We start from the raw sequence: 25,416 nt of genomic DNA on the forward strand, positions 1-25,416 counted from the left end.
TCGTCGTAGAGTCAAAGTGTGCGGGCGGGAACGCGGGATTCCTGGGCGGCGGTGCGAGCCGCGCGGCGTTTGTCGAGCCACGCATGCACCGCCCCGTAGACGACGGGAACAAACAGCAACGTGGACACCGTGCCGAGCGCAAGGCCGCCAATGACGGCGCGGCCAAGCGGCGCATTCTGTTCGCCGCCGTCGCCGAGGCCGAGCGCCATGGGCAGCATGCCGATCAGCATCGCGAGCGCGGTCATCAGGACCGGCCGGAAGCGGCTGAAACCAGCCTCGAGCGCGGCTTGCAGCGGCGGCCTGCCGCCGTGGTGGAATTCACGCGCGGTGTTGATCACCAGAATGCTGTTGGCCGTGGCAATGCCGATGCACAGAATCGTGCCGGTCAGTGCCGGCACGCTCAGGCTCGTGCCGGTGCTGAACAGCATCCACGCAATGCCCGCAAGCGAGCCCGGCAAACCGCTGATGATGATGAGCGGATCGAGCCACGACTGAAAATTGACGACCATCAGCAGATAGACGAGGGCGATCGCGAACACCAGACCGCTGGCGAGTCCGCTGAAGGAATCGTGCATCGCCTGCACCTGCCCGCGCACCACGATCGATGCACCGGGCGGCAATTGCGGGCGGATCTGATCGACCAGACGGGTTACGTCAGCCGCCACACCGCCGAGATCGCGCCCTTGTGCCGACGCGAAGATATCGAGCACCGGTTGCACGTTGTAGTGCGAGACGACGGCTTGCTGCGTGCCGCGCGTCAGCGTGCTCAGCGCGCCGAGCAGGTTCTGCGGCGCGGGGCCGTTGCCGGTCGGCGCAATGGACGCTGCCGCCGCGCCCGTACTGGCGGCGCCGCTCTGCGCCACGGGAATATTGGCGAGCGCCTGCAGCGAGTTGATGTCGTACTGCGGCATCATCGCCATCAGCGGATAGCTGACGCCGTTGTGCGGATCGAGCCAGAAATTCGGCGTGGTTTGCGAACTGCCGGAAAGCGCGATCAGCAGATTCTGCGACACGTCGCGTTGCAACAGGCCGGCCTGAATTGCCCGGGTACGGTCGACATTCACGTTGATCGCGGGTTCGTCGCCCGGTTGCTGGATGCGTGCATCGACGAGGCCGCGCACACCGCGCAGTTGTTCGAGCAAGCGGTTCGCCACGACGCGATTGGCGTCGAGCTTGTTGCCGACGATCTGGATATCGATCGGCGCGGGCAGGCCGAAATTCAGAATCTGGCTGACGATGTCGGCGGGCAGGAACGCAAACGTAACGCCGGGGAAATCTTTCGATAGCACGCTGCGCAGCGTCGCCACATAGGCGGCCGTGGGTTTGTGTCCGGCGGCGAGCGTGATCATCACGTCGGCGTCTTCCGGGCCGATCGGATCGGATGAATCGTAGGTCAGGTTGATGCCGCTCACCGGCACACCGACGTTATCGAGCATGGCTGCGAGTTCCTGCTTCGGGATCACGCTGCGCACGCGGGCTTCGACTTCATCGGTGATGCGCGCGGTATCTTCGATGCGCGTGCCGGTCGGCGCACGCAAATGCAGGCGAATTTCGCCGGTATCGACAGCAGGGAAGAAATCGCGGCCGGCGAATGGCACGAGAGCCAGCGAGCCGATACACAGCAACAGGAAGATGGCGATGAACCGGCGCGGCGTCGCGATCACCGAGCCGAGTACGCCACGATAGCGTTCGCGCAACCTCTCGAAGCGATGTTCGAAGGCAGCCTGGAAGCGGATCAGGCGCGCAATCGGGCCGTTACCCGTGACCGGCGCATTACTGCGCGCACGCATCAGGTACATCGCGAGGGTCGGCACCAGCGTACGCGAGAAGAAGTACGACGCGATCATCGCGAATACCACCGCTTCGGCGAGCGGCACGAACAGATAACGCGCCACGCCGGAAAGCAGGAACATCGGCACGAACACGATGCAGATAGACAGTGTCGAGACGAACGTCGGCACGGCGATTTCGCCGGAGCCGTTCAGAATCGCGTCGTGCAGCGGCTCGCCGTTTTCCAGATGATGGGTAATGTTTTCAATCGCGACCGTGGCATCGTCGACGAGAATCCCCACCGCGAGCGCGAGCCCGCCGAGCGTCATGATGTTGATGGTCTGGCCGAGCGCGGACAGCGCGATCAGCGAGGTCAGGACCGCAAGCGGAATCGACACCGCGATGATCAGCGTGGCGCGCCAACTGCCGAGAAACAGCAGGATCATCAACGCGGTCAACGCGGCGGCGATCACGGCCTCGCGCGCCACGCCCACCACCGCCGACTTCACGAACACCGATTGATCGGACAACGCGGTGATATGCAGCGCGCTCGGCAAACCGGCGGCGATATGCGGCAGCATCGCCTTGACTTGCTGGATGATGGTCAACGTCGACGTGCTGCCGGATTTTTCGATGGTGAGGAGCGCGGCGCGTTTGCCGTCGCTGCGCACGATGTTGGTTTGCGGCGCGTAGCCGTCGCGCACATGGGCGACGTCGCGCACGTACACCACGCCGCCGGCCACGGTCTTGATCGGCAGGTCGTTCAGCGCGGCCACCGTGTCGGTGCTGCCGTTCATCTGGACGTTGTATTCCTTCGTGCCGATCTTGGCGGTGCCGCCCGGCAGGATCAGATTCTGTGCGTTGACGGCGTTAACCACGTCGAGCGGGGCAAGACCTTTGGCTTGCAGGGCGCGCGGATCGATATCGACCATGATCTGGCGCACCTTGCCACCGAACGGCAGCGGTACCGATGCGCCTTGCACCGTCGCCAGTTGGGTGCGGATCTGGCTGTTGCCGAGGTCGTAGAGCTGCTGTTCGGACAGCGTATTGCTGGAGAGTCCGAGTTGCAGGATCGGCACTGTCGACGCGTTGTACGTAATGATGTTCGGCGGCAGGGTGCCGGGCGGCAGCACGCGCAGGATCGATGCGGAATTGGAGGCCGCCTCGGCGATCGCGCGATTGATGTCCGCGCCGGGATGAAAGAAGATCTTTACGACCGAGACACCATTCAGCGATTGCGACTCGATGTGCTCGATATCGTCGACGTCGGAGGTGAGCGCACGTTCATAGTTCGACGTGATGCGGTTGGCCATGTCCTGGGCAGAAAAGCCGTTGTACGTCCAGACGATGCTGACCACCGGGATGTTGATGTTCGGAAAGATATCGGTCGGCGTGCGGAGTATCGCGAGCGGCCCGACGATAAAGATCAACACCGCGAGAACCACGAAGGTATATGGGCGGCGCAGCGCGAGCTTGACGATCCACATGACGGTTTCCTGAAAAGAGGCGGAGGGAGGCGAGCGTCCTGCTGGAGCGCCTGGCGGCGCGCGACGCGGGCTTCTTGATGAGTCAGGAGTGTGGGGGAGGGGCGCTTACCGGGGGCGGTCCGGTAGATTACCGTTCTGTTATCTGCGGTTCTTCTTTTGAGTGCTTTGGTTTAAGCGCGACGCATAGATAACAAAACGGTAATCCGCGGGTCAGTGCTCCGACAGCTGAAATGACAAGAATAGGAAACGTGGTTCAGGCCACTCATTTCTTGCACTTCACCGGAGAGACATCATGAAACTGCTTACCGCTATTGCTGTTGCCGCGCTTAGTTTGCCGTTTGGCGCGAATGCGTTTGCGCAATCCAATCCGTCAGGACTCACGCGGGCTGAGGTTATGGCTCAGTTGCAGCAGGCTCAGGCTGAAGGGCTCGTGCCGGCGCCCAATAACGACTACCCACCTACGGCAGCGGAGATTGCGCGCAATCGGGAGCTTTATGCCATTCAGCATCACACGGATGGCGCTGGCGCGGTCAATACAGCTGGGGTACCTGCTGCGGATGCTGGGTCGGCTTCTAACTGATGCCCGGTCTGCTTCCCTACGGCGTGGGCTTGTTTGATTTCTTATTGGTTTATCAGCGCCGCCCCGTGCGGGGTACTGCTCTCAATCATGCGATCAAGCGGGCCACGCCGCGCGACGTGGCCCTGGGTGGCCCTGGTGGTCCTACTAAAGACCGCGTTACTGCTGGGCTGCGCGCTTGTGCAGGGTGTCCAGCGTAGCGCCGTCCACCGAGCCCGCCGCTGCCGGATGCTCTGCTGCGTGATTCGGCGCGGCCGCGAGACCCGGCACCAGTCCTTGCAGCGATCCGCCTGACAAACCAATCTCGTTCAGCAACGAGTCGATGAGCGGTGCATGCGCCCGGTACGACAACGCCGCGGACATCGCCTGCTCAGCCAGATTGTTGCCATTGTGTCCGGACACCGGACCCGACGCACCGTCGGCGCCGCCGTTGCCGGCATTGCGGTTTAATCCGTCTACCTGAATGATCTTGATCCCTTCGATTGCCTTCATCGGCTCGACGGTCTGCTGGATCACGCCGGGAAGCGCCTGCAACAGCGCGAGCTTGAACTTCAGGCTTGCCTGATCCGACGACAGCGCGTTGATAGCGTCATTGAGCGCACGTTGTGCCTCAGCTTCCGCGAGCCCCTTCTTGCGGGCGGCTTCAGCCAGTTCCACAATCGCGGTGGCCTGCATCTGCGCGGCCTCGCGCTCGGCGCGCGCCTGGGTCGTGACGTGCACGGCATTGGTTTCAGCTTCCTGCGCTGCCTCGATCAGCGCAACCCGCTTGGCACGATCAGCCTCCGCGGTCCGGCGGGTGGTTTCCACCAGTTGCTCGGCCTTGACCGCTTCCGCAAGCGCCTCGTTGGCTCGCGCCTGAGCCTGGGATTGCGCTTCCGATTTTGTGGCGATCACAATGGCCTTGTCCTGCGCGGCGATTTCGGTCACCTTGGCCTGCTCGATGGCGGCCATCTGGGTCACCCTGGTCTGCTCGATCTCCTTGACGCGAACCTCGCGCTCGGCTTCTACCTTGCGTGTACGGACTGCCTGTTCACGCTGGATCTCCGATTCCTGCACCTGCCGTTCCGCCACGATCCGGCTCTGCTCGGCCTCCTGGTGACGCTCGGCCTCGTAGGCGGCGATCCGCGCGCTCTGTTCGGCGGTGCGCGTTTTCACCTGCTGTTCCTGCTCGAGCTTCATGAACGATTCCTGCTGCTCGATTTCCAGCTTTCGCGCAAGCGCGTCGCGATTTTTTTCGCGAACCGAGACCTCGGTATCCTGCTCGACTTCGTTTCGTTCCTTGCGCCGGCGCTCCGTTTCCTGCGTGAGCTTTGTCAGGCCTTCCGCGTCGAACGCATTGTTCGGGTCGAAGAATTCTTTCGATGTCTGGTTGAAGTTGGTCAGCGATACGCTTTCCAGTTCCAGACCGTTCTTGGTCAGATCTTCCGCGACGGTGTTCTGTACGCCCTGCACGAATTTCTCCCGGGCGTCCTGCAGATCCTGCATCGTCATCTGCGCGGCCGTGGAGCGCAGCGCGTCGACGAACTTGTCGTCGACCAGCGCGCGCAGGTTTTCGGGAGCCTGTGTCCGTTGACCGAGCGTCTGCGCGGCGGTCGAAATACCCTCGGCCGTCGGCTTCACGCGCACGAAGAACGCAACCACGACGTCGACGCGCATACGATCCTTGGTGATCAGGCTGTCGCGCGTCGCACGGCTGACCTCGAGCTTCAGCGTGTTCATGTTGATCGGAATGACCTCATGGAACACGGGCAGCACGACTGCGCCACCGCTCATGATCACTTTCTGCCCACCGAGGCCGGTTCGCACAAATGCGCGTTCAGCCGAGGCGCGGACATAAAGGCGCGCAAAGATCAGGCCAATGACGCACAGGCCAACCACCACGGCGAGGCCAATGCCGCCCCAAAAAATGATCGAATCCATATTGATTGTCGAACTCCCCTAAAAAAGATGGGCATTGCAAAACAGCGGGAGCCCGCGCGCGTTGCGCGGGTCACCCGACAGGCAGCTAAAGCAGATCCGAACGGCCAATGATTACGGCGCGGTACAGCGACCCAGAGACATGCGACACGATCGCCACTGTCGTGCCCCGGACAAAAGACTGGCCGGCCCTATCCGGCTCGACGCGAACGTAGTGCGGCTGACCGAATCTATCCACGAGGCGCGCTTCCGCGGGGGTGCCGACGGAGGCTTCACCGGTCACGATCTGCGCCGGCAGCCCAATGAAATCGATCTCGGATACGGCGGACGATTCGGTCTGCGGCACAAAGCGGGCGACAAGGCCGCCGGTTTGCCGGACGAGGGGCAGCGAGCCAAGTGCGGAGATCACGCTCGCCAGTGCCGGCGGCAGCATGAACCCGGCGAGTGCATGCAGCAGCGATTGCACGAGCAAGCCGACGACCGAAAAACTCAGCAGAAATAAAATGAGCAGAACCAGAAGGGGCACCCGGCCGACGTGCAGCCAGCCGAGAAACTGGCCTACGATACCCACGCCGGCATCTGCACCGGAATGGTCAAGGCCGAAATGCGTGACGAGAAGACTGCCTGCATGCTCGGTGACACTCATTCCGAACAGGAGTGTGAGGCCCTCCAGTAAGCCAATCACAATCATCAACCCGATCGCGGTTACGAAGGGGGCGTTTCCTGGCAGCAGCAGTAAGCTCATGATTGTCGATCCCCGTAACAGACGCGCCAGGCTTCGCACCGACTGGCTTGTTGTTCACCCTTGTCAGCTACGCGATACGTCCGCGAACGCGTTTTTTCTTGCGGCGTCTTGTCAGGTATTCAGGTATCCGTGAGTTGACGAATCGGTACTTAAAGATAAAAGCCTATCCGACTTATCAAAGGTTCTCGCGGCAGCCTGAAAGGGATATTCCAGCTAAATGAAGCAGGCCGGGCAACAGACAGCGCAAGTTTGATCATTCCAAAGAAGACCTGGAGTCGCACGAATTGAAACGGCTTTTCTGTAAAATTTTATGATCTTTACATAGAACTTTAACGGCCCATTGGCTTGATACGCGTGGCTCCGCCAATAAAGTCTTTGTTATCAAAGCGATTATGTATTGCGTCAGGTGCGGTAGCGGTCGTGCTAAGAGAATTGTTGCCGCTCAGTATAAGTGGCTTTGGTAAAAATGGCGAGAACGACTCGGCCAGAGTATCTGGCCTGGTCGGATTAAGAACTGACGACGGGCTACAGCGCGAGGCAAGGTATTATTATCGCCCCGCATTCAACGTGAATGGGCAAGGCTTCATTCAGGCCAAACCCAGCGCCCAATCCACCGCTGCATCAAACAGGCTGTTACCCGCCGGCGAGAGGTTGCCGAAGGTGTCGTTGTTCAGGAAGAACATCACGCGCCGGGCCGGCGCCAGCGACTCGTAGTCCATCGTGGCGCCTTTCTCATACGCGAAGATCGCCGCCTTTTCCGGCTGGCCATACAGCGTTGCAATGGTCGTCGCGCCTAAGCCCGGTTTGCCCCAGCTCATCGCGCCCTGCTTGACGTAGACGTTCGTCACACCCGCCGGCAAGCCGGCTGCAATGGGGTGGGGCGCGTTGACCAGCCACAGGTAACGCTCCTTTTCCGCTTCGCCAAAATCGACGTCGTGACGCTTGCCCGTCATCGCGAAGTCGTCGAGCAAATCGTTTTCCCATGTCAATAACGGTTTGGCCAGGTAGCGCCAGCCTCCCGCTACCTGTTTCGAGGAGACCGTCGATGAAATGACGACCAGGTCCGCGTCGCCCACCGCCTCGGGCGGTTGCGCCTGATCCAGCATGCGTACGCTATAGCCGCGCGCGTTCAGGTGCGCCGCGATCTTCTGGTCGACGGGCACGCTCGGGCCATTCAGTTGCACGAGCATCACGACTTTCTTGCCCGCGCGCGGATCGCTCGCTGCGGCGCGCGCGACGGGTGTCGTGACCGCCAGCAACGCACCGAGGCTCGCTGCGGTGGTGAGAAAGGTCCGGCGTTTGCGGGCAGGCGCCACGCCCTTGTTAGCGCGACGGTTCCAGAGTTTCATAGTGACTCCCATCTTCTGTTGATCCATTGAACCCACGTTTCGTGCGCACGGTGTCGGTGCGCACGCCTAGAACTCGAGCGTCGACAGCAAGGAGACCTGGCGCGCGTCGCCCACCGCGACGAAGTACCGGTTCGCGCTCGACGGGTAGTAAGTCTTGTTGAACAGATTCTTCACGTTGAGCTGGAACGACAGATGGCGATTGCCGAGTTTCGTTTCGTAAGTGGCGAAGGCATCGGCGACGGTGTAGGCCGGCAGCGTGAAGCTATTGGCCGAATCGCCGGGGCGTGGGCCGACATAATGCGCACCGGCGCCCACCCGCAACTGGTCGCCGCCGAAGATCGTGCCGAAGTCATAGACCGCAGCAAGCGATGCCGTATTCTGCGGCGCGTTCCACAGGCGCTTGCCGGCATACAACGGGTCTTCGGTGGTCTTCGCGTCGATGTACGCGTAGCTTGCGATCACGCTCCAGTGCTGGCCGATCTGGCCGGCCACGTCGAGCTCCACACCGCGTGAACGTGCCTTGCCGGCCGTGCGCCAGTCGGTCTGTCTGGTGGCGTCGTTGTACTGCTGCACCAGCACGTTTTTCTTGTCGATGTTGAAAAGCGCCAGCGTGCCGCTGAGGCCATTGGGCATGGCAATCTTGGCGCCGAGCTCCCATGAAGTGGCTTCTTCAGGCTGCACCGACGAATCGATCACCACGCCGGTGGCAAGCGGCGCGATCGTCGAGGTCGGCTTGAGCGACTGGGTATAGCTGCCGTATAGCGAGACCGTGTCGGTCCATTTGTAGACCACGCCCGCGCGCGGCAGCCATTTGCTGCCGTTGATGTCCGTATTGACGACAAACGGCCGGCCCTTTCCCGCGATCTGGTTGTAACTCAGAAAACGCGCGCCGCCGATCAGAATCCACTTGTCGGTGAGATGCAAATTGTCCTGGAAGAAGAACGAGCGGTCGTGCAGCGTGTCGGTCTGATCGCTGTCACTTGCGGACACGGTGGTCGACGGGCTCTCGCGGCCGTAGATCGGATTGAAGTAGTTGAACGAATATTTCGTGGCCTGGCGCAGCAGGTCCTTGCGATAGATGCGGCGGTACTCGCTGTCGACGCCGACCTGCAAATCGTTGCGCAAACCCGCAAGGTTGAAATGGCCGTCCACGTATGCGATCGCGTAGCTGTCCGTGCTGAGCGCCCCATGCGTCGCGTCGTTGCTGCGCGACACGGCGCCGGTCGTGCTGTTGATACCCTGCACGCGCAACTGACCCGCGTCGTATGTCTCGCGGTTGTAGCTATAGCCGAAGTGAGCCTTCCAGTTCGCGTTGATCTGATGATCGACGCTGATTTGCGCGAGGTTCGATTCGCCGTCCATTTCGTTGAACGGTTCGTCGAGACGTTCGCGGCTCGAAATCGCAAGCGGCTGGTTGGTTTTCGGGTCGAGCGCGGTGCCGCGGTCGAACGGATAGAGAAACTTGCGATATTCGTACGACACCACCACCTGGGTATCGCGTCCGTACCACGCGAGCGACGGCGCCACGAGCGTCTCGCGGCGTTCGCCGAAGTTGCGCCAGTATTGCTCGTCGGTCTGATCGACCACGAGCCGGTAGGCGAGACCGGAGTCGCCGATCGGCCCGGTTGTATCGAGCGTGGCGGCGGCCCCGTTGCGGCCGTGTCCGTAGGTCGAGCCGAGCACGGAGATCGCGTGATAGGGCTGGAGCAAGGGCTGCTTGCTCACCACGTTGACGACGCCGCCCGGGTCCATGATTCCGTACAGCAGCGAGGTCGGGCCCTTGAGCACTTCGACACTGTCGGCCGCCGCGTTCAGCGCGCGCCCTTGCACCAGCGGCATGCCGTTGTGCATGATCGAACCGTCGCGATTACCGCCGAAACCGCGCTTGAGCAAGGTGTCCTGCGTGCCGGCCAGCGTGTTGCCTTGCACGATGCCGCTCACGTTCGCAAGCGCATCGTCGAGATTACGCGGACGCTGGTCGTGCAGCACCTGGGACGGCACGATGTTGACGGCCTGGGCGGTGTCGAGCACCGGTGTGTCCGAACGCGTTACCACCGAGTCGGCAGGGGGCCGGTAGCTGCCGGCTTTCACCATCGTCGAACTGACCGTGACGGCGGGGAGGGTGGTGCCGTGCGGGTCGCCGTCGTCCGCTGCCGCTTCAGTGCGCGGGACGAGCGTATAGCCGCCATTGGCCTGCTGCGTCGCGCCGAGTCCGGTGCCGCGCAGGATTCGCTCGAAGCCTTGCCTGACGTCGTAATCGCCGTGCAGGCCTGCGCTCGTGCGCCCGTCTGTCAGTGCCGCCGGAAAGGACAGTAACAGCCCGCTTTCGCGTCCGAAGCGATTGAGCGCCGCTTCGAGCGGCCCGGCCGGAATGTCGTAGCTCTTGCGCGCCGGCGCTTCGGCGGAAGACGGCGCATCGGCCGCCAGCGCCACGTTGAACGGCAGTCCGGCGGAGATCAGTGCGGCCGTTGCGATGTGCCGCGCGCGCATAGCGCCACGACTGCCACGGCGGCCATTGCCGGCGCCGGTCTTTCGATACTGTCCCATGTTCAAAGCTCGCTGGAAGGGTGACGATGTGTTGCTCTCATCTCCCTTGTCACGCGAGATTCGAAAACAGCTCACAACAGACGAAAAAATTTTCAGCGATGCCAGGGCTCGCCGGTTTCAGGCGCGCGCCGCGCGCACGGTGCCCCAGTAGCGCGTAATGAATACCACCTCGACCGGCAAGGTTGTGGCCAGCGTGTCGAGCACACGCTCCGTGTCGGCGAGCGGGAAGGTGCCCGAGATCCGCAAATCGGCCACCGATGGATCGCAACCCAGATGCCCCGTGCGGTACCGATCCAGCTCGGCTACGAAATCGCCGAGCCGCATGCCGCTGGCGACGATCAGACCATCCGTCCACGCTGCGTCGTTCTCGCTGAGCGGCTCGACCGCGCCGACGTTGTCGTGCGTGAAGCGGACGCGTTGTCCGGCACGGACCACCGGCGTAAGGCCGGCTGCGTCGCGCGGGCTGACCCGCACCGCGCCTTCGAACACATCGAGGCGGCTAAGCGCACTCTGCTGCCTGACGGCGAAGCGTGTTCCCAAAGCTTGCAAACGCCCTTGCGCGGTCTCGACAATGAACGGCCGCTGTTCACCGGCGAGATGGCCGGTCGCGATCATGATTTCGCCTTTGATCAGGCGCACACGCCGTTCGGTGCTGTTAAAACCGATATCGATGGCGCTGTCGGTGTTAAGCGTGACGCGGGTGCCGTCGGCGAGCGTGAGGGCGCGGCGTTCGCCGGGCGCGGTGTGCGCATCCGCACTCCATGCGCGCCACGGCACGTGTTCACCGGCGAGCCATGTCGCACCGCCGGCGAACAGCAGGGTCGCGAGGACTTTGACACTCGCGCGGCGTCTGGCCGCCCCGGTACGCGTCAGCGCAGCGCGAGCGGCCGCTGCGCCGCCTGCGTCCACAACGCCCGTGCCTGCTTCAGTGAGTCCCCTGAATCGACTGCTGACGCTGCAGATGTGCTGCCACGCGCGTTCGTGATCGGGATGCTCGGCGCACCAGCGCGCCAAGGCGAGTTGCTGGGCGTGCGTGTCTTTGCCGGATTGCAATTCCATCCACCACTGCACGGCGCGCATGGCGATGTGTTGCGGAATATCGGGTCTATCGGGTCTCGCGCTCGCGTTCATCCGTCGATCCGTCAGGCCACGTTCAGCGCAAAGAAACACTGTGCGCCGGCGCGCACCAGATGGCGTTTCACGGTCGAGATGGAAAGCTTCAGTTGTGCGGCGATCTCGGCGTGGGTCAATCCGTCGAGCTGGGCCAGAAGGAAAGCACGTTTGACGGCGAGCGGCAGCCGTTCCAGCAGACTGTCGATCTCGCACAGCGCTTCCAGAAGCAGCGCGCGCTCCTCAGGTGAGGGCGCGAAATTCTCGGGCACGAGCGCCAACGCTTCCAGATACGCACGCTCGATCTGCTCGCGACGCCAGTAATTGGCCATGACGCGTTGCGCGACCGTGGTCAGAAACGCGCGAGGTTCTTCCAGACCCAGCGGTTCATCACGGGCGAGCAAACGCAGGAACGTATCGTGCGCGAGGTCGGCCGCACGATGCGCACAGCCGAGCTTCTTACGCAGCCATGCGTGGAGCCAGCCGTGATGATTGCTGTAGAGCGCCTGCATCTCGTGATGCAGCGCCGATTCGTTTGCCGCCATGGCCCACCGGGCGCGTCAGATCCGTGGATGCGACGCCTTTGTAAATGAGAATGATTCGCATCATAACATGTCAAAATGTAAGGTGGAAAGACGTCAACTCACGCATTAGCCGGCTTTACGAACCCAGTTGCCCCCGTGTGCCGCGGCCTGCGCTGCCGGCGAGATCGCGAGATAAGCCAGCGCCTGTTCAGTGGAGCCTTCGTGATGCGGCGTGTAACGCGGATTGAAATAGCGTAACGCCGCCGCAATCATTTTCCAGAACGACGGCAGGCAACGGCGCCGCGCTCCGGCGCGCCACGCGAGAATAAAGCCGTAGTACCTGCCGGCAGCAGGATCGCGCTGGTGCATGAAGCGTGCGCCGCGCGTCAGGAAGTACAGCAGAAGCACGACGGTCGAAAGCATATGGAAGCAGCGTTCGAAATAGGTGCCGCCCATATGCCGGAAGATGTCGAAGGCCACCGTGCGATGTTCGACCTCTTCGGCACCGTGCCAACGCAGCAGGTCGAGCATGGTGGGGTCGGCGTGGGCTGCATCGAGCCCGTCGGCATTGAGCACCCAGTTGCCGAGGTAGCCGAAAAAGTGCTCCAGCGCGGCGATCACGCCAAGCTGCTGACGCAGCCAAAACCGTGTTTTGCCGATCTTCAGCCCAAGCGGCTGTTCGCCGAGCAGCTTGCCGAACAGCCAGTCGAGTTGTTTCGTGAAGGGCTGCGTGTCGATGCCGTGCGCCTTGTAGTAATGCGTGAGCACACCACCGTGCGAGCGCGAATGCACCGCCTCCTGACGGAGAAAACCCTCGGCGTCGTCGCGCAAGGCCGGGTCGGTAATGAGCGGCAGCGCCTTGTTGTAGACGCGGCAGAACCATAGCTCGCCGGCGGGGAACAGCAGGTTCAGCACATTGATGATGTGCGTGCTCGACGGATCGCCCGGAATCCACTGAATCGGTGTTTGGCTCCAGTCGAACTTCACGTGGCGGGCCTTGATCTTGTGCTGGGTTTGCTCTTGGTTCATAACGGTCTCCGGCGTCTGATTGATGAGCTCACTGAGCTCAGCGCGGCATCATGTTGATGCGGGCGATCACGCGGCCTAACCCGGGCAGGTAGCGCGAGATAAACCGCATGGAATGCGCCTCGATGCCGATGGCGACCACAGGCCGGTTGCGCAACACGGCGCCAAGCGCGGCTTTCGCAACCGCCTCGGGCTTCAGTCCGCGCAACTGATAAAGCCTGGTGGCCTTCTGGCGCATGCGGTCCTGGTCCTGCGGGCTGGCGCCGACGTACTGTGTGGCAGCCATGATTCCGGTCTCGGCGAACCCCGGACAGATTGCGCTGACACCGATACCCTCGCTCGCGAGTTCTCCTCGCATGCACTCGCTGAGCATCAGCACGGCGGCCTTGGTCGTCGCGTAGGCGGGCAGATCGCGTGAAGGGGCGAACGCGGCGGCAGACGCCGTGTTGACGATGTGGCCGCCATTGCCGCGCTTCACCATCTGGCGCGCGAACAGGCGTGAGCCGTGGATCACGCCCCACAGGTTGACGTGAAGAATGCGTTCCCAGTCTTGTGCCGAGGTGTCGAGTACGCCGCCTGCCATGCCGATGCCCGCGTTGTTGACCACGATGTCAGCGCCGCCGAGTTCCGTCCCGACCCAGTCGGCCAACGCTTCCATCTGCGCGGCACTGCCGACGTCGGTCTTGCGCGCGTAGGCGTGATTTCCCAATAGCCTGACCAGCGTGGCGGTGCGCTCCGCGGCTACGGTGTCGATATCGACGGCGACCACGGCCGCACCTTGCTTCGCGAATTCCAGCGCGATGCATCGCCCAATGCCGCTGCCCGCGCCGGTCACCACCGCGAGCTTGCCGCTGAGCGCCTGGCGTGCCGAGTCCATGCGGGCGCGCTGCAGCGTCTGCGGTTCATCCCCGCCCTCGGTGTGTTCGACGAGCTCACGCACCATCCGGGCCATCGGTTCGGGATGGGTGAGCGGCACCCAGTGCCGTGCGGTCAGTTCACGGCGCCAGTACTTCGGCACCCATCGCGAGAGATCTTCGGACAGCGCCGGGCTGACATATTTGTCCAGCGTCGGCACGATCACCTGGACCGGGGCGTGCGCGTAACGCTTGCGCGGCATGAACAGGCAGCGGATGAAGTTGGCGCGGTACAGCGATACGCCGCGCATGCCGTCGCGGGTTTGGGTCGGCCTGGGCGTGACCTCGGTCTTTTCCACCCGACGCAACACCCGCGGCCACGCGCGGCCGAGCCATAAGCGCCACGTCAATCCCGGCAGCACCGGCAGGTGAAACAGCAGTACGTACCAGGAGCGCACCAACTGGCCCAATACCTTGCCGATAGAGCGCGGCGTGGGACGTAGCAGGCGCGCTCGCATCCAGTACGCAACATGGTCGAGGCAAGGGCCCGAGCATGACGTGTACGATGCAATGCGGCCACGCAAGCGCTCTTCAGTAACGAACTCCCATCCCTGAATCGAGCCCCAGTCGTGCGCGACCAGATGGACCGGACGATCGGGGCTAACGGCATCGATGACGGCAACGAAATCGTCGGTGAGCTTTCCTAAGCGATAGGCCTTCGTGCGGGTTGGCGCAGTGGATTGCCCGGCACCCCGCACGTCGTAGGCAACCACGTGGAAATCCTGCGCCAGCAGGCTGGCTAAAGCGTTCCAGACTTCGCTGGTGTCGGGGTAGCCATGCACCAGGATCACGGTCGGCCGGGCGGGGTCGCCCCATGCGCTGGCGGCCAAGGTTACGTCGCCCGAGCGCACCGTGAAACTCGTGCGATGCATCGCGGGCGGCGCCTCGTACAGCGTAGGCGGCACGGGTTCGGTCAAAAGCTGCATATGCGCCTCCGTCATGCCGCGGCTAACGCCCGTCCGCGCTGCGCCCAGCGGCGCACATGCGGCAGGTCGTCGTCGAGCCAGTAGGCGTCGTCTTCGGTGATGACGAGCAGTTCTTCGAACTTGGCGCCCACGCCCTGAAAGCCGAGATGCGGCTCGACGGCCCACAAGCCGGGCGTCGGGGCATGATCGGAGCGGCGATCGATCGACCACAGCGGCGACCAGCCTTCTTTCCTGCCCGCGCTCACCTGGTCGAGGACCAGATTGCGCGTGGCGTTCAGGCCGAAGCGCGCCACGAAGCGCGGCTTGGCGGGGTTGTGCAGCTTCGCGACCCGATGCGCCAGCACCTTGAACGGATAGGCCTTATGACGCGGCTCCACGCCCTGTTTCCTGCATAGCAGGTCGACCGCGCGCGCCACGTCGGCAAGCGTGCGCCGCTGTTTGACCATACTGACGATCAGTTCGCGGTGTTCCGCGAGATCGTCTTTCAGTTGCTCGAGAATCGGATTCGTACCGACGCAGGTCGCGTAGCCGACATCGGCGATCACCCCGTTCAACACGGGTGCCACGTCGAGAATGACCGGCATGTTTTCTTCCAGACGGCGTGAGCCCGGGAAGAATGCAAGATTGAAGCCGGCCATGTGCGACAACCCGGAGAAGCCCTCAAAAGCGGTACGGTCGCCAAACCAGGCGAAGGGTTTGTGCAGCCAGTCATGCACGCCATGGTCCTGCAACCATTCGGTCAGCAGCCGGGCGGCGTCTTTTTCCGTCATGCCCGGTCGAAGCATGTCGCCGATGCTCTCGACACACCGGTACGCCAGTTGCTGGACTTCACGGAACTGCGCCAACTCGTCCACGTTGACGTGTGGAATGGCCTTCTCACCCATACCTGCCTCCCAATATCCTGTCTGACAGGCGTACAGCAGCCCATCACGATGACATTTTTTATTGTTACATTTAATGATGTAACGATTGGATGCTACACCATGAGAAAGACCAGTCCACTGGTTTTTTCCCTGGTGGGTCGTAGGGTGGGGAAGAGTGCGTTCCGATCGGGATCGCTTCCAGTCGGCTGAACTGGAGTCCAATCACCAACTGAAAGCGGGGCACCCGCGGCAGGAAGCTAAACCGCCGTTCGATCAAGGTCGCGAGGTATGGACGCAGTCGCGATGGCGGCAATGATTGAAGCGATGCCGGCCATCACGAACGTCGCGGACAGGGAGGTTGTGATCACCATCCCCGCAATGGCCGATCCGAGCGGAAAGCCGGCGAGATTCAAGCTCATCGAGATGGATAACACCCGGCCGAGTTGACGCGGATCGGTGCGTCGCTGACGCAAGGTCAGCAGCGCGACGTCGATTGGACCGGACGCCACCCCGGCAAGCATCAAACCGATGGCTAAGCCGCCAAAGCCAAATTCCGCTGCAACCGGCCATGCGGCCAGGGCGGTAACGATCATTCCGGCCGCCATGATGAGGCGTTCACGGCCCGTGGTCCGCAGATGGCCGGCGAGAAGCGCTCCCAGGCCACCGGCCATACCCATCGCGGCCCACAGCAAACCGGTTACTGAACTGCCCACCGCACTGGCGTAGTGGTTAGCCACGAATACCGGAACCACCACAACGAGAACGCCCCAGGTCGCCTGATACAACGAATAGGAAATGGCGAGTCCCCGCAGCGTCGGCTGACGCGCGACCATCTGGATGCCCTCGATCGTCTGGCGCAGCAGAGATGTCTGGGTGGAGGCGAGGCCTGGCAGATTCTGGACGTAAGACAGACAGATCGCCGCACCCGCGTAAGCCACGGCGATGACGGACAGCGCGGATTCAGGTCCGAACGAAGCAACGATCAGGCCGGCCAAACCGGGCCCCACCACGTCGACCACGGCATAGACCGCGGTGTCCAGCGCATTGGCCCGATCGAGCGCGTGAGCCGGCACCAGGCGCGGCAGCAGGGTTCGCGTTCCCGCCGCTCCCAACGGACCGGTAAGCGAGAACAGCACGACCAGCACAAACAGAACCGGCGTGCTGGCCCAGCCAACCCAACTGGCCATGCTGATGGCGGCGATGTAGATCGCGCTCGCGATCAGATCGATCCTCAATGCCGTTGTCGGGCCCATACGGTCAAGCAGCGCACCCGCGATCGGGCTGACCACCAGACCCGGAACAATCGCGGCGAACGTCAGCCATCCGGCCAACGCCGGCGACGAAAATCGCGTCAGCACGAACAGCACTAATGTCAGGGTGAACATGCGCCCGGCGAGGCGCGAAAGAGTCGCCGCAAGAATGAGCGAGAACAGGCTGGGGATCTTGAGAAGAGCACGATAGGAATTCTGTTGTTCCATGGTGGCCTGGTTGGGTGGAGCTAGCGCCGGGAATGCTACGGGAACGACTGCTTTGACCGGATTGGCACGTGGCCGTCGTTTACACATATTACAGACCTGTAGGGTGAGCTGGTCACGTGATGGTTGAGCCGCGGTCTGATGCGGGTCCCCATTCGACATCCGATGCGCTCGCCGGTCGCGTATCCGTTGGGCGGTGTCGGGCTCCTGAGCGCTTACGACTGGTCGAATTGCTTGCACGTTTGTCGAGTTCTGTCTACGCGCCGCAAGATGAGCGACGCATCGACCCTGCCGTGCGTCGAGCCGGATTGTCCCGCCGTTGCTTGCCGCTATTGAAACAACCAGCCCTGCACGATTCGCCGGTTGCCATTCCGGATTCCGTCTTTCGAAGACAATGCGAGGGCGCGCTTCGACTAAGTAATAGGTCGAAATATCCAGCGACAAAACTCCACAATCGCGGTAGCAAATCGACAGTCATTTGAAGTGGGGGTGATTAGCATCGCAAATACGTTGTGCCGTGATGGAAGGGAAACGCATTTGGCTAGTACACCAAAGCGTCTGGCAAGAACGGCTGAATTGCTCGCGGCAGGCACCGCAGAGTATTTTGATATTCATGGTAGGTAAGGCCATCGATGGAATCGTACGCCCGCTCGGTACCGGTAGTGATGTACCACCACGTTTCACCAACGCCCGGGGCACTTAGCATCACCCCGGAGCACTTCGATTCGCAGATGAACTGGCTGGCGCGTAACGGATACGTGACGCTAACGGCAGACGAATTCGCGCGCTTTCTACACGGCGCGGCAATGCCCGATAAATCAATCCTGCTGACGTTCGACGGCGGGTATCTGGACAACTATATTCACGCTCATCCGTGTCTTGAACGTTATGGCCTCAACGCCATCATGTTTCTCGTAACGGGTCGCGTTCACGACGGTCCCGCGCGATCCTTTCCGTCTTCTCCGACTCGCGGCACAGGTGCGGAGCGTTCGCACCCGGAGTGCGAACGCCTCATTCCTGGCGGGCAGGCAGACGATGTCGCCGTGCGCTGGAGTGAGGTCGACCTGATGCGCGCAGCCGGCACTTTCGAGTTTCATAGTCATACGCACAGCCACCGTCGCTGGGATCTGGCGTGTACTGATGCGGCCAGCAAATTTCGCCACATCAGCACGGACATCGAGATGTCAAAGCGGATTCTGACCGAGAAAATGGGTGTGGCATCGACCCATTTGTGCTGGCCAGAAGGTTACTACGACGATGACTATATCGCCGCCGCGCAAGCGGCCGGGTTCGAGTACCTCTATACAACGCGCAACACCCGGCGCAACGTTCCGGGTAGCGATCCGTACCAGATACATCGCATGGCGGATAACGGAAAGAACGGCGAATGGCTGGCGGAAAAGGTACAGCAGTATCAAGGCGCCCCGTGGGGTGGGGCGTACTACTGGTTCAAGCGATTCAGAGAGTTTGGAAGGAACGCGTTTTCATGAAGATTCTCTGCACCCACTTTCACATGGGTGACGGTGAGTGCTTCGTGCGAGATACCTAGTCGCCCGGAGCGAGATCGGACAGGTCAGTGCCGTTAGCCGCCAGTCGAACAGCTTCGTGATTCTCCTCGGGCGCAACTTTGACCACCTGTCCGAAATCGCCCGCAACAAACGCCAAACGTTTCTGGGCGTCAGCGTGGACGGCTGACAGCAGCCGCGTGCTGAGCGGAATTTCCGCGCAGCGCCGAACCCGCCGACTGCGTATTCGCGGAAGCACCAGGCGCACCGAGTTCATCCAGCTGCGTACGATACGTCTCTCGCGCGGTCCAGGCCGCGAGCGCCGCGAGGCCAGTAATCGCGAGCGTCGCGGTGCCGATCACAAGCGGGATATCTTTCGATCCGGGCGGAGCGATCGCGGCGAACAGCGAAGGCAGCAGCGCCGTTAACGCCATCCCGATGTTCTGTCCGATCGACATGGCCGACACTCGCGTACGCGTAGGGAACAACTCGGGCATGAAACTCGGAAACACCGCATTGAATCCTTGATAGATCACACCCCACATCAGAACCGACGTGACAATCGCCACCGGTGCATTTCTCGCGCTGATTGCGTACAGATACACGTACGACAGCAACCCCGCGCCGACCGAACCGACGATCACTGGAATCCGCCGTCCGATCCGGTCGGACAGTTTGCCGACAAACGGAATCACAAGCACGGCAACGAGGTTGCCGACGAGCGGGATCACGAGATACGTGTTCGCGTGGAAGCCGATCCCGTACGACGGTTGCACCGCGTACGCGGCACCGAAGATCGTTGCCACCATCGCGATCACCGCGGCAAGCGCCATGATTGCGATCCGCACGATATCTCGCCAGTTCTCGCGCAGTGCGACTGCGATCGGTGATGCGGGCACGCCGCCGTTCGAATCCGCCTGAATGAATGCCGGCGATTCTGACACCTTGCGGCGAATCACGAAGCCGGCCGCGAGCACGAGCGCGCTAAGCAGGAACGGAATACGCCAGCCCCATGACGCGAACTGGTCAGCCGGCATGTAATAGGCGAGTGGCATGAAAATCGCGGCGGCGAAGATCTGACCGGCTTGCGTACCCTGCAACGCAAAGCTGGCGTAAAACCCGCGCTGGCCGAACGGCGCCTGTTCGAGAATCATCGAACTGGCACCGGAAATTTCGCCGGCCACCGCGAAGCCCTGGATCAGGCGTAGCACGACGAGGGCGATCGGTGCGAGAACGCCGACCTGATGGTAGGTCGGCAATAGCCCGACAACGAACGTCGAGACGCCCATCAGGAACATACACAGCAATAGCAGATGCTTGCGCCCGTGCGTGTCGCCGCGTCGCCCAAGCACGAAGCCGCCGATCGGCCGCGCAACGTAACCGACACCGTAGGTCGCAAGAGACGCGACAATCGCCAGCTTAGGGTTGCCGGCCGGGAAAAACAGTTGCGGAAAAACCATCGCCGCTGCCTGCGCGTAGATGAAGAAATCGTAGTACTCGAGTGCCGAGCCGATCCAGCCGCTGGCCGTTGCGCGCCGGGTCTGCTGTGCAGACGGATTCTGTGCTTCGTTGTGAGTTGGCATCGTTGTGTCTCCTGATTGGTTTTAATGTGCTGCTATGGCGGACAGCGCCGCCGTGGCGGCCTTCCGCGCGTCGCCGCTGCATTGCGAAATGCCATTCGGTCCGGGCGCCGGATCGCGCATGCGTCGTGCGATGTAAGTGAGCCGCCGACGATCAGGCTTCCAGCGGCGTCATATTCATGAACGCGCCGAGGTTGCCGAATTGCGCCAACGCCATCTCGGCACCGGTCTGGATCCGGCACCCCGCGTCGCGCGCAACCTCGAGAAAGCGCGTGATATCGGGCGAGGTGACGACGTCCGCGACAAGGATGCCGGCACTCAGCGTCGCTATCTGGTCTAGCGGCAGTGGCAATGTTTCATTACCGGTCATGCCGACAGGCGAGGCATTGACGACGAGATCGAATGACGCCAGTGAGTCGAAATCCGAGCTGGTCGCGACACCCGGGTAGTGCGCCGCCAATAACGCGCGCAACCGCTGCGTGCGCGAGGCGTCCAGGTCCGTCAACGTGATCGCCGCGGCGCCGTGTTCGCACAGTGACCACGCGATCGCGCTGCCGACGCCGCCGGCGCCGATCACCAGCGCGTGCGTGCCTTTCGGCTCGAAACCGTGACCGTGTGCTGCGTTCATGAAGCCATCGCCATCGACCATGTCGCCAATCAACGTGCCGTCCGCTTCGCGGCGAATAACGTTCACGCAACCGAGCGCATGGGCCCGATCACTCAGCAGGTCAATGCGCGTGGCCATGTCCTGCTTGTACGGCACGGTGACAACGCAGCCGCGCAGATTGCGCCATGCGCGCATTGCCTCGATGAACTGATCCAGCGACCCGCTTTCGAGATCAATCGGAATCATCGAAGCGTCCTTCCCATGCCGTTCGAACCAGACATTGAAGTTATGCGGCGATTTCACCTGTGCGATAGGAGACCCTACGATGGCCAATAGTTCGGTCGTGCCGCTGATCATGAATTGCACCGGATAACGTTGTAAGCGAGCGCCGATGATGCGACCACGAGCGAGTCCGGGCAACGCCGGAATCAGGCAGATAGCCCAATCATCGCAACTTCGATGCGATAATCGCGTCATTCTTATGGTTTAACGGTCGAAATCGATGAAAGCCCCGCTGATCCATGAACGCGATCTGATCGTCGGCCTTCAGAAGGGCTTGGCGTTGATTCAACTTTTTACCGACGAAACACCCCGGCTCAGCGTGCCCGACGCCGCCCGGCTAGGTGGGTTGACGAAGAGCGCCGCGCGGCGTTTCCTGTTGACGCTGGTGCACGACGGGTATGCGCAAACCGATGGCCGGCATTACTGGTTGACGGCCAGGACGCTGCGCCTCGGACAGGCTTACGTCGATTCCGCGCGGCTGCCGCGGATGCTCCGGCCGATTGTGGAAAAGGTGGCGGCCGAAACACGCGAACATGTGTCAGTCGCAGTGCGCGATGGCGACGAGGTCGTGCATATCGTCCGTAGCCTAGTCGCAAACGTATCGTCGCTGTCGATCCGTCAGGGATTTCGACTGCCCATGTACTGCACCGGCAGCGGCCGTCTATGGCTGGCGTCGATGCCGGACGACGAGCTCGACGCGTATCTGAGCCGAGTCGATCTGCAGCCGCTGACGCCGTTCACTCTCAAGTCGGTCGACGACATCAAGACCGCCATCGCCCAGGTCCGCGCGCAGGGCTACGTGGAGTTGGATCAGGAATACGAAGTGGGCATGAGAATTCTCGGGGTGCCGCTGACTAACCGGGACGGTGAGATGCGGGCGAGCCTGACGATCACGATGCAGGTGTCATCGATGACGCCGACGGATATCCGTGAGCGGTATCTGCGGTATCTGTATGAAGGACAAGCTTTGCTTCGGCCGATCATCGATATCTAACCCTAGCCGTTTACCGTCTCACGACTGTGATCGCGCGATAGTCCAGCACATGTCGACGGTAGACGTTGGCCGACATGCGGATAGCTAACGTCTCCCAACGTGCATCACCGCCTTAAAACCCATATAACCCGGCGGGGTTGTCGATCAGGATCTTTCGTGTCACGGAATCACTGCCGGCGCAATCCGTGAGCCAATCGAGTAGACGGATGTTTGACGGTGCCGGATTGGCATTCGGATGTGGCCAGTTGCTGGCCCAGAGGCAACGCTCCGGATAGTGGCGGGTCAGGGCACGTGCCAGGATCGACACGTCTTCGTAATGCGGCGGACCGGAGCGCGATGTTTCGTACGGCGCAGAAAGTTTGATCCAGCACTGATTGCGCTCCAGAACGCGGCGCAACGCCATGAAGACCTCGTTGTCGGTTCGTACCGGCTCGAGAAACTTGCCGGTATGGTCGATGACCAGTCTGCCAGGCAATCGCCGAAGGGTAGCCTCGTACTGAGGAATATCACGTCCGTCAAGTTGCAGGTTGATGGTCCAGTTCAATGGGGCAATACGCGCGGCCATTTCCTCAAGGCTATCCCACTGCATGAGGCCGCCGCCGCCAGGTATCATCATGTACCGGATACCTCGCACACCGGCCTCATGTAAACGCTCAAGCTCCGCGTCGGTTACGGTGGGCGGTACGGCGACGATACCGCGCGCTGTGTTGCCAAACTGCGCGAGCGCCGATAGCGTGCATCGATTGTCGAAACCGTAACCCGTAGGCTGCACGACGATTACCCGTGTCAGACCGAGCGATGCCTGTACCTGGCGGTACGACGCGACCGGCGCAGGAGGGGGACGGAAGGTGGCGCTGGGGGCGAGTGGGTAACTGTCTTCGTAGATGTGGATATGGCAATCGCACGCGCCGTCAAGATGATGAGCATCCATAGCTGTTCAATGTAGGAAGATGATTGGTCAGATGGCCGTCGTGGTCGTGCGATGCGCTATTTGCTGCCTGAATGTGTTCAGCCGGGTCGCATGCGTAGCGTTGACGGCCCCGATCGGAATCTGCCCTTGTAGAATGGCTTTAACCTGCTCGACGGTTTCGAGCGCCTGGTGTTCGATGCCCGCTGAAGTCAGCCCGCCCACGTGCGGTGTTGCGATCACCCGCGGATGTCGGGCCACAATCGGTGACGGCATCTGGTCGGGCGCCAGGCCCACATCGAGCGCGCACCCGGCGAGACGACCGGAGTCCAGTGCGTCGAGCAACGCCACTTCATCCACCAGTTCACCGCGCGCCGCATTGATGAACCATGCGCCTTGTTTCATCGAAGCAAACGCTTTCCGGTCAAGCAGGTTCTCGGTCTCCGCATTGAGCGCAGCGAGGCAAATCACGAAATCGGCATTGCCCAAAAGCTCGGCCAACGGAACCTGTTGCCGCGACGGATGTTCGATGGAGGCATGTGGGTCCGCGATAAGCACCCGCATGCCGAGCACCACAAGCAGATCGCACAGGTAACGGGATATTTGCCCATAGCCGATGATCCCCGCCGTCGCGCCCCGTAACTCCCGGCCCATCACAGACGCAGGCGGTTCGCCACGGCGATAGCACTCGGCGTACGTGCTGATGTTGCGGGCCATATCGATCATGCACCCTAGTACCCATTCGGAGACCGCCGGGATAAAACCCGCACTGGCGTGTGTGACGAGTACGCCATGCCGGCTCGCGCTATCGACGTCGATTGTGCGGATATCGACTGCGCAGCGCACGAATGCGGCCAACCTTGGCAACGCGCTAAACAGCGACTCGGGCGCCGGGGTTTGCCGATACGCGACGATGATGTCTGAATCGCAAGCGGCGGCAGAAAGTTCATTGATCGTGAGTTCGCGGCACTCGGAATTAAACGTGACGCTGGCGACCGATTGCAATGCATCGATCGCCTTGTCGCCATAGTACTGTTGCAGCAAATGGCGGGGATGAGAAACGAAAACGTTCTTCATTGGTTAACCTTGATGCTTCTTGTACGTAAGAGGGCGCAAGCGGCCCTCCGGCAATTTGCAGACCGGATGGGACTGTTTCATTTTTCAAATGCTGGCACGACGAGCCGCCGGCGAAAGCAGCGCTTATTGCCGGGGCTTCCGTCGCGTTATCGCGTTATCGGCACCTTCGTTCCGCTCACCGGAGGTGGCCCCACTGATTCGCGCTCGATCAAACGGGTGAACGGAAAAACCTGCTCCTCTGCAGCTGGCTCCAGATGGGATTGGCGGCTCATCGCGCGTTCGACCATGGCACGAGCCATCTCGGTCACGGGGAGTTGCAAGGTGGTCAACGCAGGATTGGCAATCTCGGCAAGAAACAGGCCGTCCATGCCAACGACCGACATGTCGTGCGGCACCCGCAGCCCCGCTTCACGCAAACCGGCCATAAATCCCAGTGCCATCATGTCGTTCACGGCCACCACGCCAGTGGGCCGATGAGGATCCCTGGCGGCCAATTTAGCAAGCTCGCGACCCACTTCACCGATCGCCGCGTCGCCGTACTCGTTCATCGGGCCGCCCTCCAGAACGCGGGCATGCTGTTGCAGTCCGGCTTCCGCCGCTGCCGCAAGAAAGCCGCGGATCTTGTCGCTACGGCCCACGGTCAGTCCCGCAACGGTTGCGAACGCAAGGCGTGTGTGGCCGTAGGCGATCAGATGCCGGGTCGCGAGACGGCCGGCCTCAAAGTTATCGGGGGTAACGTGATCGATGCCCGACGCTTCCCCTGGCGTTGCCCGGCGATCGAAGCTCACCACCACCATGCCGCGCTCGACCGCTTGCGTCAGATGATGCTCGTCAGCCAGCGATGAGATCACAACGACACGTCGCACGCCGTGCGCCAGCAAGTCCTCGAGGAATGCGGCTTCTTTGTCCTTCTCGCGATAGGTATTACCGACGATGACCCGATAACCGTATTGCTCCTGCGCGAAAGTTTCGACGGCTCGCGCGATCATGCCGTACATCGGATTGGCAATGGAAGGCACCAGAAGTCCGAGCAATGGGGTCTGGCCGGTCTTGAGCTGCCGTGCCAGCGAATTGGGACGAAACTGGAGCTCGGCGATTGCCGCCTCGACGCGCAGCAGGGTTTCGGGCCGCATTCTGTCCGTGCGGCCGTTCAGCACGTTGGACACTGTGCTCACTGAGACAGCGGCCTGACGGGCCACGTCCTGTATCGTACTCACAGGATCCTCTTTAAAGT

Annotated in this window: 19 protein-coding genes; 3 read left to right on the top strand and 16 right to left on the bottom strand. The window is 61.9% G+C overall.

What is annotated here, in order from left to right; genetic code table 11:
• Positions 1-11: 11 nt before the first annotated feature.
• Positions 12-3,257, bottom strand: a complete 3,246-nt coding sequence (locus tag GH665_RS29785; RefSeq protein ID WP_153140775.1) for an efflux RND transporter permease subunit — start codon at positions 3,255-3,257, stop codon at positions 12-14.
• Positions 3,258-3,549: 292 nt separating this feature from the next.
• Between GH665_RS29785 and GH665_RS29790 the strand changes: the two genes are divergently transcribed.
• Positions 3,550-3,837, top strand: a complete 288-nt coding sequence (locus tag GH665_RS29790; protein WP_153140776.1) for a DUF4148 domain-containing protein — start codon at positions 3,550-3,552, stop codon at positions 3,835-3,837.
• A 156-nt stretch (positions 3,838-3,993) separates the two neighbouring features.
• On the opposite strand, the gene GH665_RS29795 is transcribed toward GH665_RS29790, so the two are convergent.
• The 10 genes from GH665_RS29795 to GH665_RS29840 all read right to left on the bottom strand — a co-directional run bounded on the left by GH665_RS29795 (position 3,994) and on the right by GH665_RS29840 (position 17,233).
• Positions 3,994-5,754 (bottom strand): flotillin family protein, encoded by a 1,761-nt coding sequence (locus GH665_RS29795; protein WP_217361916.1) that lies wholly within the window; start codon positions 5,752-5,754, stop codon positions 3,994-3,996.
• Between the two features lie 85 nt (positions 5,755-5,839).
• The gene (locus GH665_RS29800) at positions 5,840-6,496 is read right to left on the bottom strand and encodes an OB-fold-containig protein (protein ID WP_153142362.1); all 657 of its coding nucleotides are present in this window, start codon (positions 6,494-6,496) and stop codon (positions 5,840-5,842) included.
• Between the two features lie 587 nt (positions 6,497-7,083).
• A complete protein-coding gene (locus GH665_RS29805; protein ID WP_153140777.1) occupies positions 7,084-7,845 on the bottom strand; it encodes a hypothetical protein in 762 nt (253 codons plus the stop codon).
• Between the two features lie 66 nt (positions 7,846-7,911).
• Complete coding sequence (locus GH665_RS29810) at positions 7,912-10,335, bottom strand: TonB-dependent siderophore receptor (protein WP_246216524.1); 2,424 nt, start codon at positions 10,333-10,335, stop codon at positions 7,912-7,914.
• Between the two features lie 174 nt (positions 10,336-10,509).
• A complete protein-coding gene (locus GH665_RS29815) occupies positions 10,510-11,523 on the bottom strand; it encodes a FecR domain-containing protein (RefSeq protein ID WP_153140779.1) in 1,014 nt (337 codons plus the stop codon).
• 11 nt (positions 11,524-11,534) lie between these two features.
• Positions 11,535-12,047 carry a sigma-70 family RNA polymerase sigma factor gene (locus GH665_RS29820; protein ID WP_153140780.1) on the bottom strand — a complete coding sequence of 171 codons (513 nt, stop codon included), beginning with the start codon at positions 12,045-12,047 and terminating at the stop codon, positions 11,535-11,537.
• Between the two features lie 105 nt (positions 12,048-12,152).
• Positions 12,153-13,055: a metal-dependent hydrolase gene (locus GH665_RS29825; RefSeq protein WP_153140781.1), complete on the bottom strand. Its 903-nt coding sequence runs from the start codon at positions 13,053-13,055 to the stop codon at positions 12,153-12,155.
• Between the two features lie 37 nt (positions 13,056-13,092).
• On the bottom strand, positions 13,093-14,892 hold the full coding sequence (locus GH665_RS29830; protein ID WP_153140782.1) for an SDR family oxidoreductase: 1,800 nt from the start codon (positions 14,890-14,892) through the stop codon (positions 13,093-13,095).
• A gap of 11 nt (positions 14,893-14,903) precedes the next feature.
• Positions 14,904-15,776 carry a M24 family metallopeptidase gene (locus GH665_RS29835; protein ID WP_153140783.1) on the bottom strand — a complete coding sequence of 291 codons (873 nt, stop codon included), beginning with the start codon at positions 15,774-15,776 and terminating at the stop codon, positions 14,904-14,906.
• 236 nt (positions 15,777-16,012) lie between these two features.
• Positions 16,013-17,233 (bottom strand): MFS transporter, encoded by a 1,221-nt coding sequence (locus GH665_RS29840; RefSeq protein WP_153140784.1) that lies wholly within the window; start codon positions 17,231-17,233, stop codon positions 16,013-16,015.
• A gap of 728 nt (positions 17,234-17,961) precedes the next feature.
• Between GH665_RS29840 and GH665_RS29845 the strand changes: the two genes are divergently transcribed.
• Positions 17,962-18,720 carry a polysaccharide deacetylase family protein gene (locus tag GH665_RS29845; RefSeq protein WP_167531028.1) on the top strand — a complete coding sequence of 253 codons (759 nt, stop codon included), beginning with the start codon at positions 17,962-17,964 and terminating at the stop codon, positions 18,718-18,720.
• A gap of 188 nt (positions 18,721-18,908) precedes the next feature.
• Here GH665_RS29845 and GH665_RS29850 read toward each other — a convergent pair whose 3' ends face one another.
• Together GH665_RS29850 and GH665_RS29855 are read right to left on the bottom strand one after the other, a co-directional pair.
• Positions 18,909-20,318 carry an MFS transporter gene (locus GH665_RS29850; protein WP_153140786.1) on the bottom strand — a complete coding sequence of 470 codons (1,410 nt, stop codon included), beginning with the start codon at positions 20,316-20,318 and terminating at the stop codon, positions 18,909-18,911.
• 151 nt (positions 20,319-20,469) lie between these two features.
• Entirely contained in the window at positions 20,470-21,279 is an 810-nt protein-coding gene (locus tag GH665_RS29855; RefSeq protein ID WP_153140787.1) for a shikimate dehydrogenase family protein, read from the bottom strand.
• Positions 21,280-21,424: 145 nt separating this feature from the next.
• On the opposite strand from GH665_RS29855, the gene GH665_RS29860 reads away from it, so the two are divergent.
• Positions 21,425-22,198 (top strand): IclR family transcriptional regulator domain-containing protein, encoded by a 774-nt coding sequence (locus GH665_RS29860; protein WP_153140788.1) that lies wholly within the window; start codon positions 21,425-21,427, stop codon positions 22,196-22,198.
• Positions 22,199-22,310: 112 nt separating this feature from the next.
• On the opposite strand, the gene GH665_RS29865 is transcribed toward GH665_RS29860, so the two are convergent.
• From GH665_RS29865 to GH665_RS29875, 3 genes are all read right to left on the bottom strand, one after another.
• Positions 22,311-23,129 carry an amidohydrolase family protein gene (locus tag GH665_RS29865; RefSeq protein WP_153140789.1) on the bottom strand — a complete coding sequence of 273 codons (819 nt, stop codon included), beginning with the start codon at positions 23,127-23,129 and terminating at the stop codon, positions 22,311-22,313.
• Positions 23,130-23,156: 27 nt separating this feature from the next.
• On the bottom strand, positions 23,157-24,182 hold the full coding sequence (locus GH665_RS29870) for a hydroxyacid dehydrogenase (protein ID WP_153140790.1): 1,026 nt from the start codon (positions 24,180-24,182) through the stop codon (positions 23,157-23,159).
• Positions 24,183-24,328: 146 nt separating this feature from the next.
• Positions 24,329-25,399, bottom strand: a complete 1,071-nt coding sequence (locus tag GH665_RS29875; protein ID WP_153140791.1) for a LacI family DNA-binding transcriptional regulator — start codon at positions 25,397-25,399, stop codon at positions 24,329-24,331.
• Positions 25,400-25,416: the final 17 nt, after the last annotated feature.

It is taken from the genome of Paraburkholderia agricolaris, assembly GCF_009455635.1.
GTDB lineage: Bacteria > Pseudomonadota > Gammaproteobacteria > Burkholderiales > Burkholderiaceae > Paraburkholderia > Paraburkholderia agricolaris.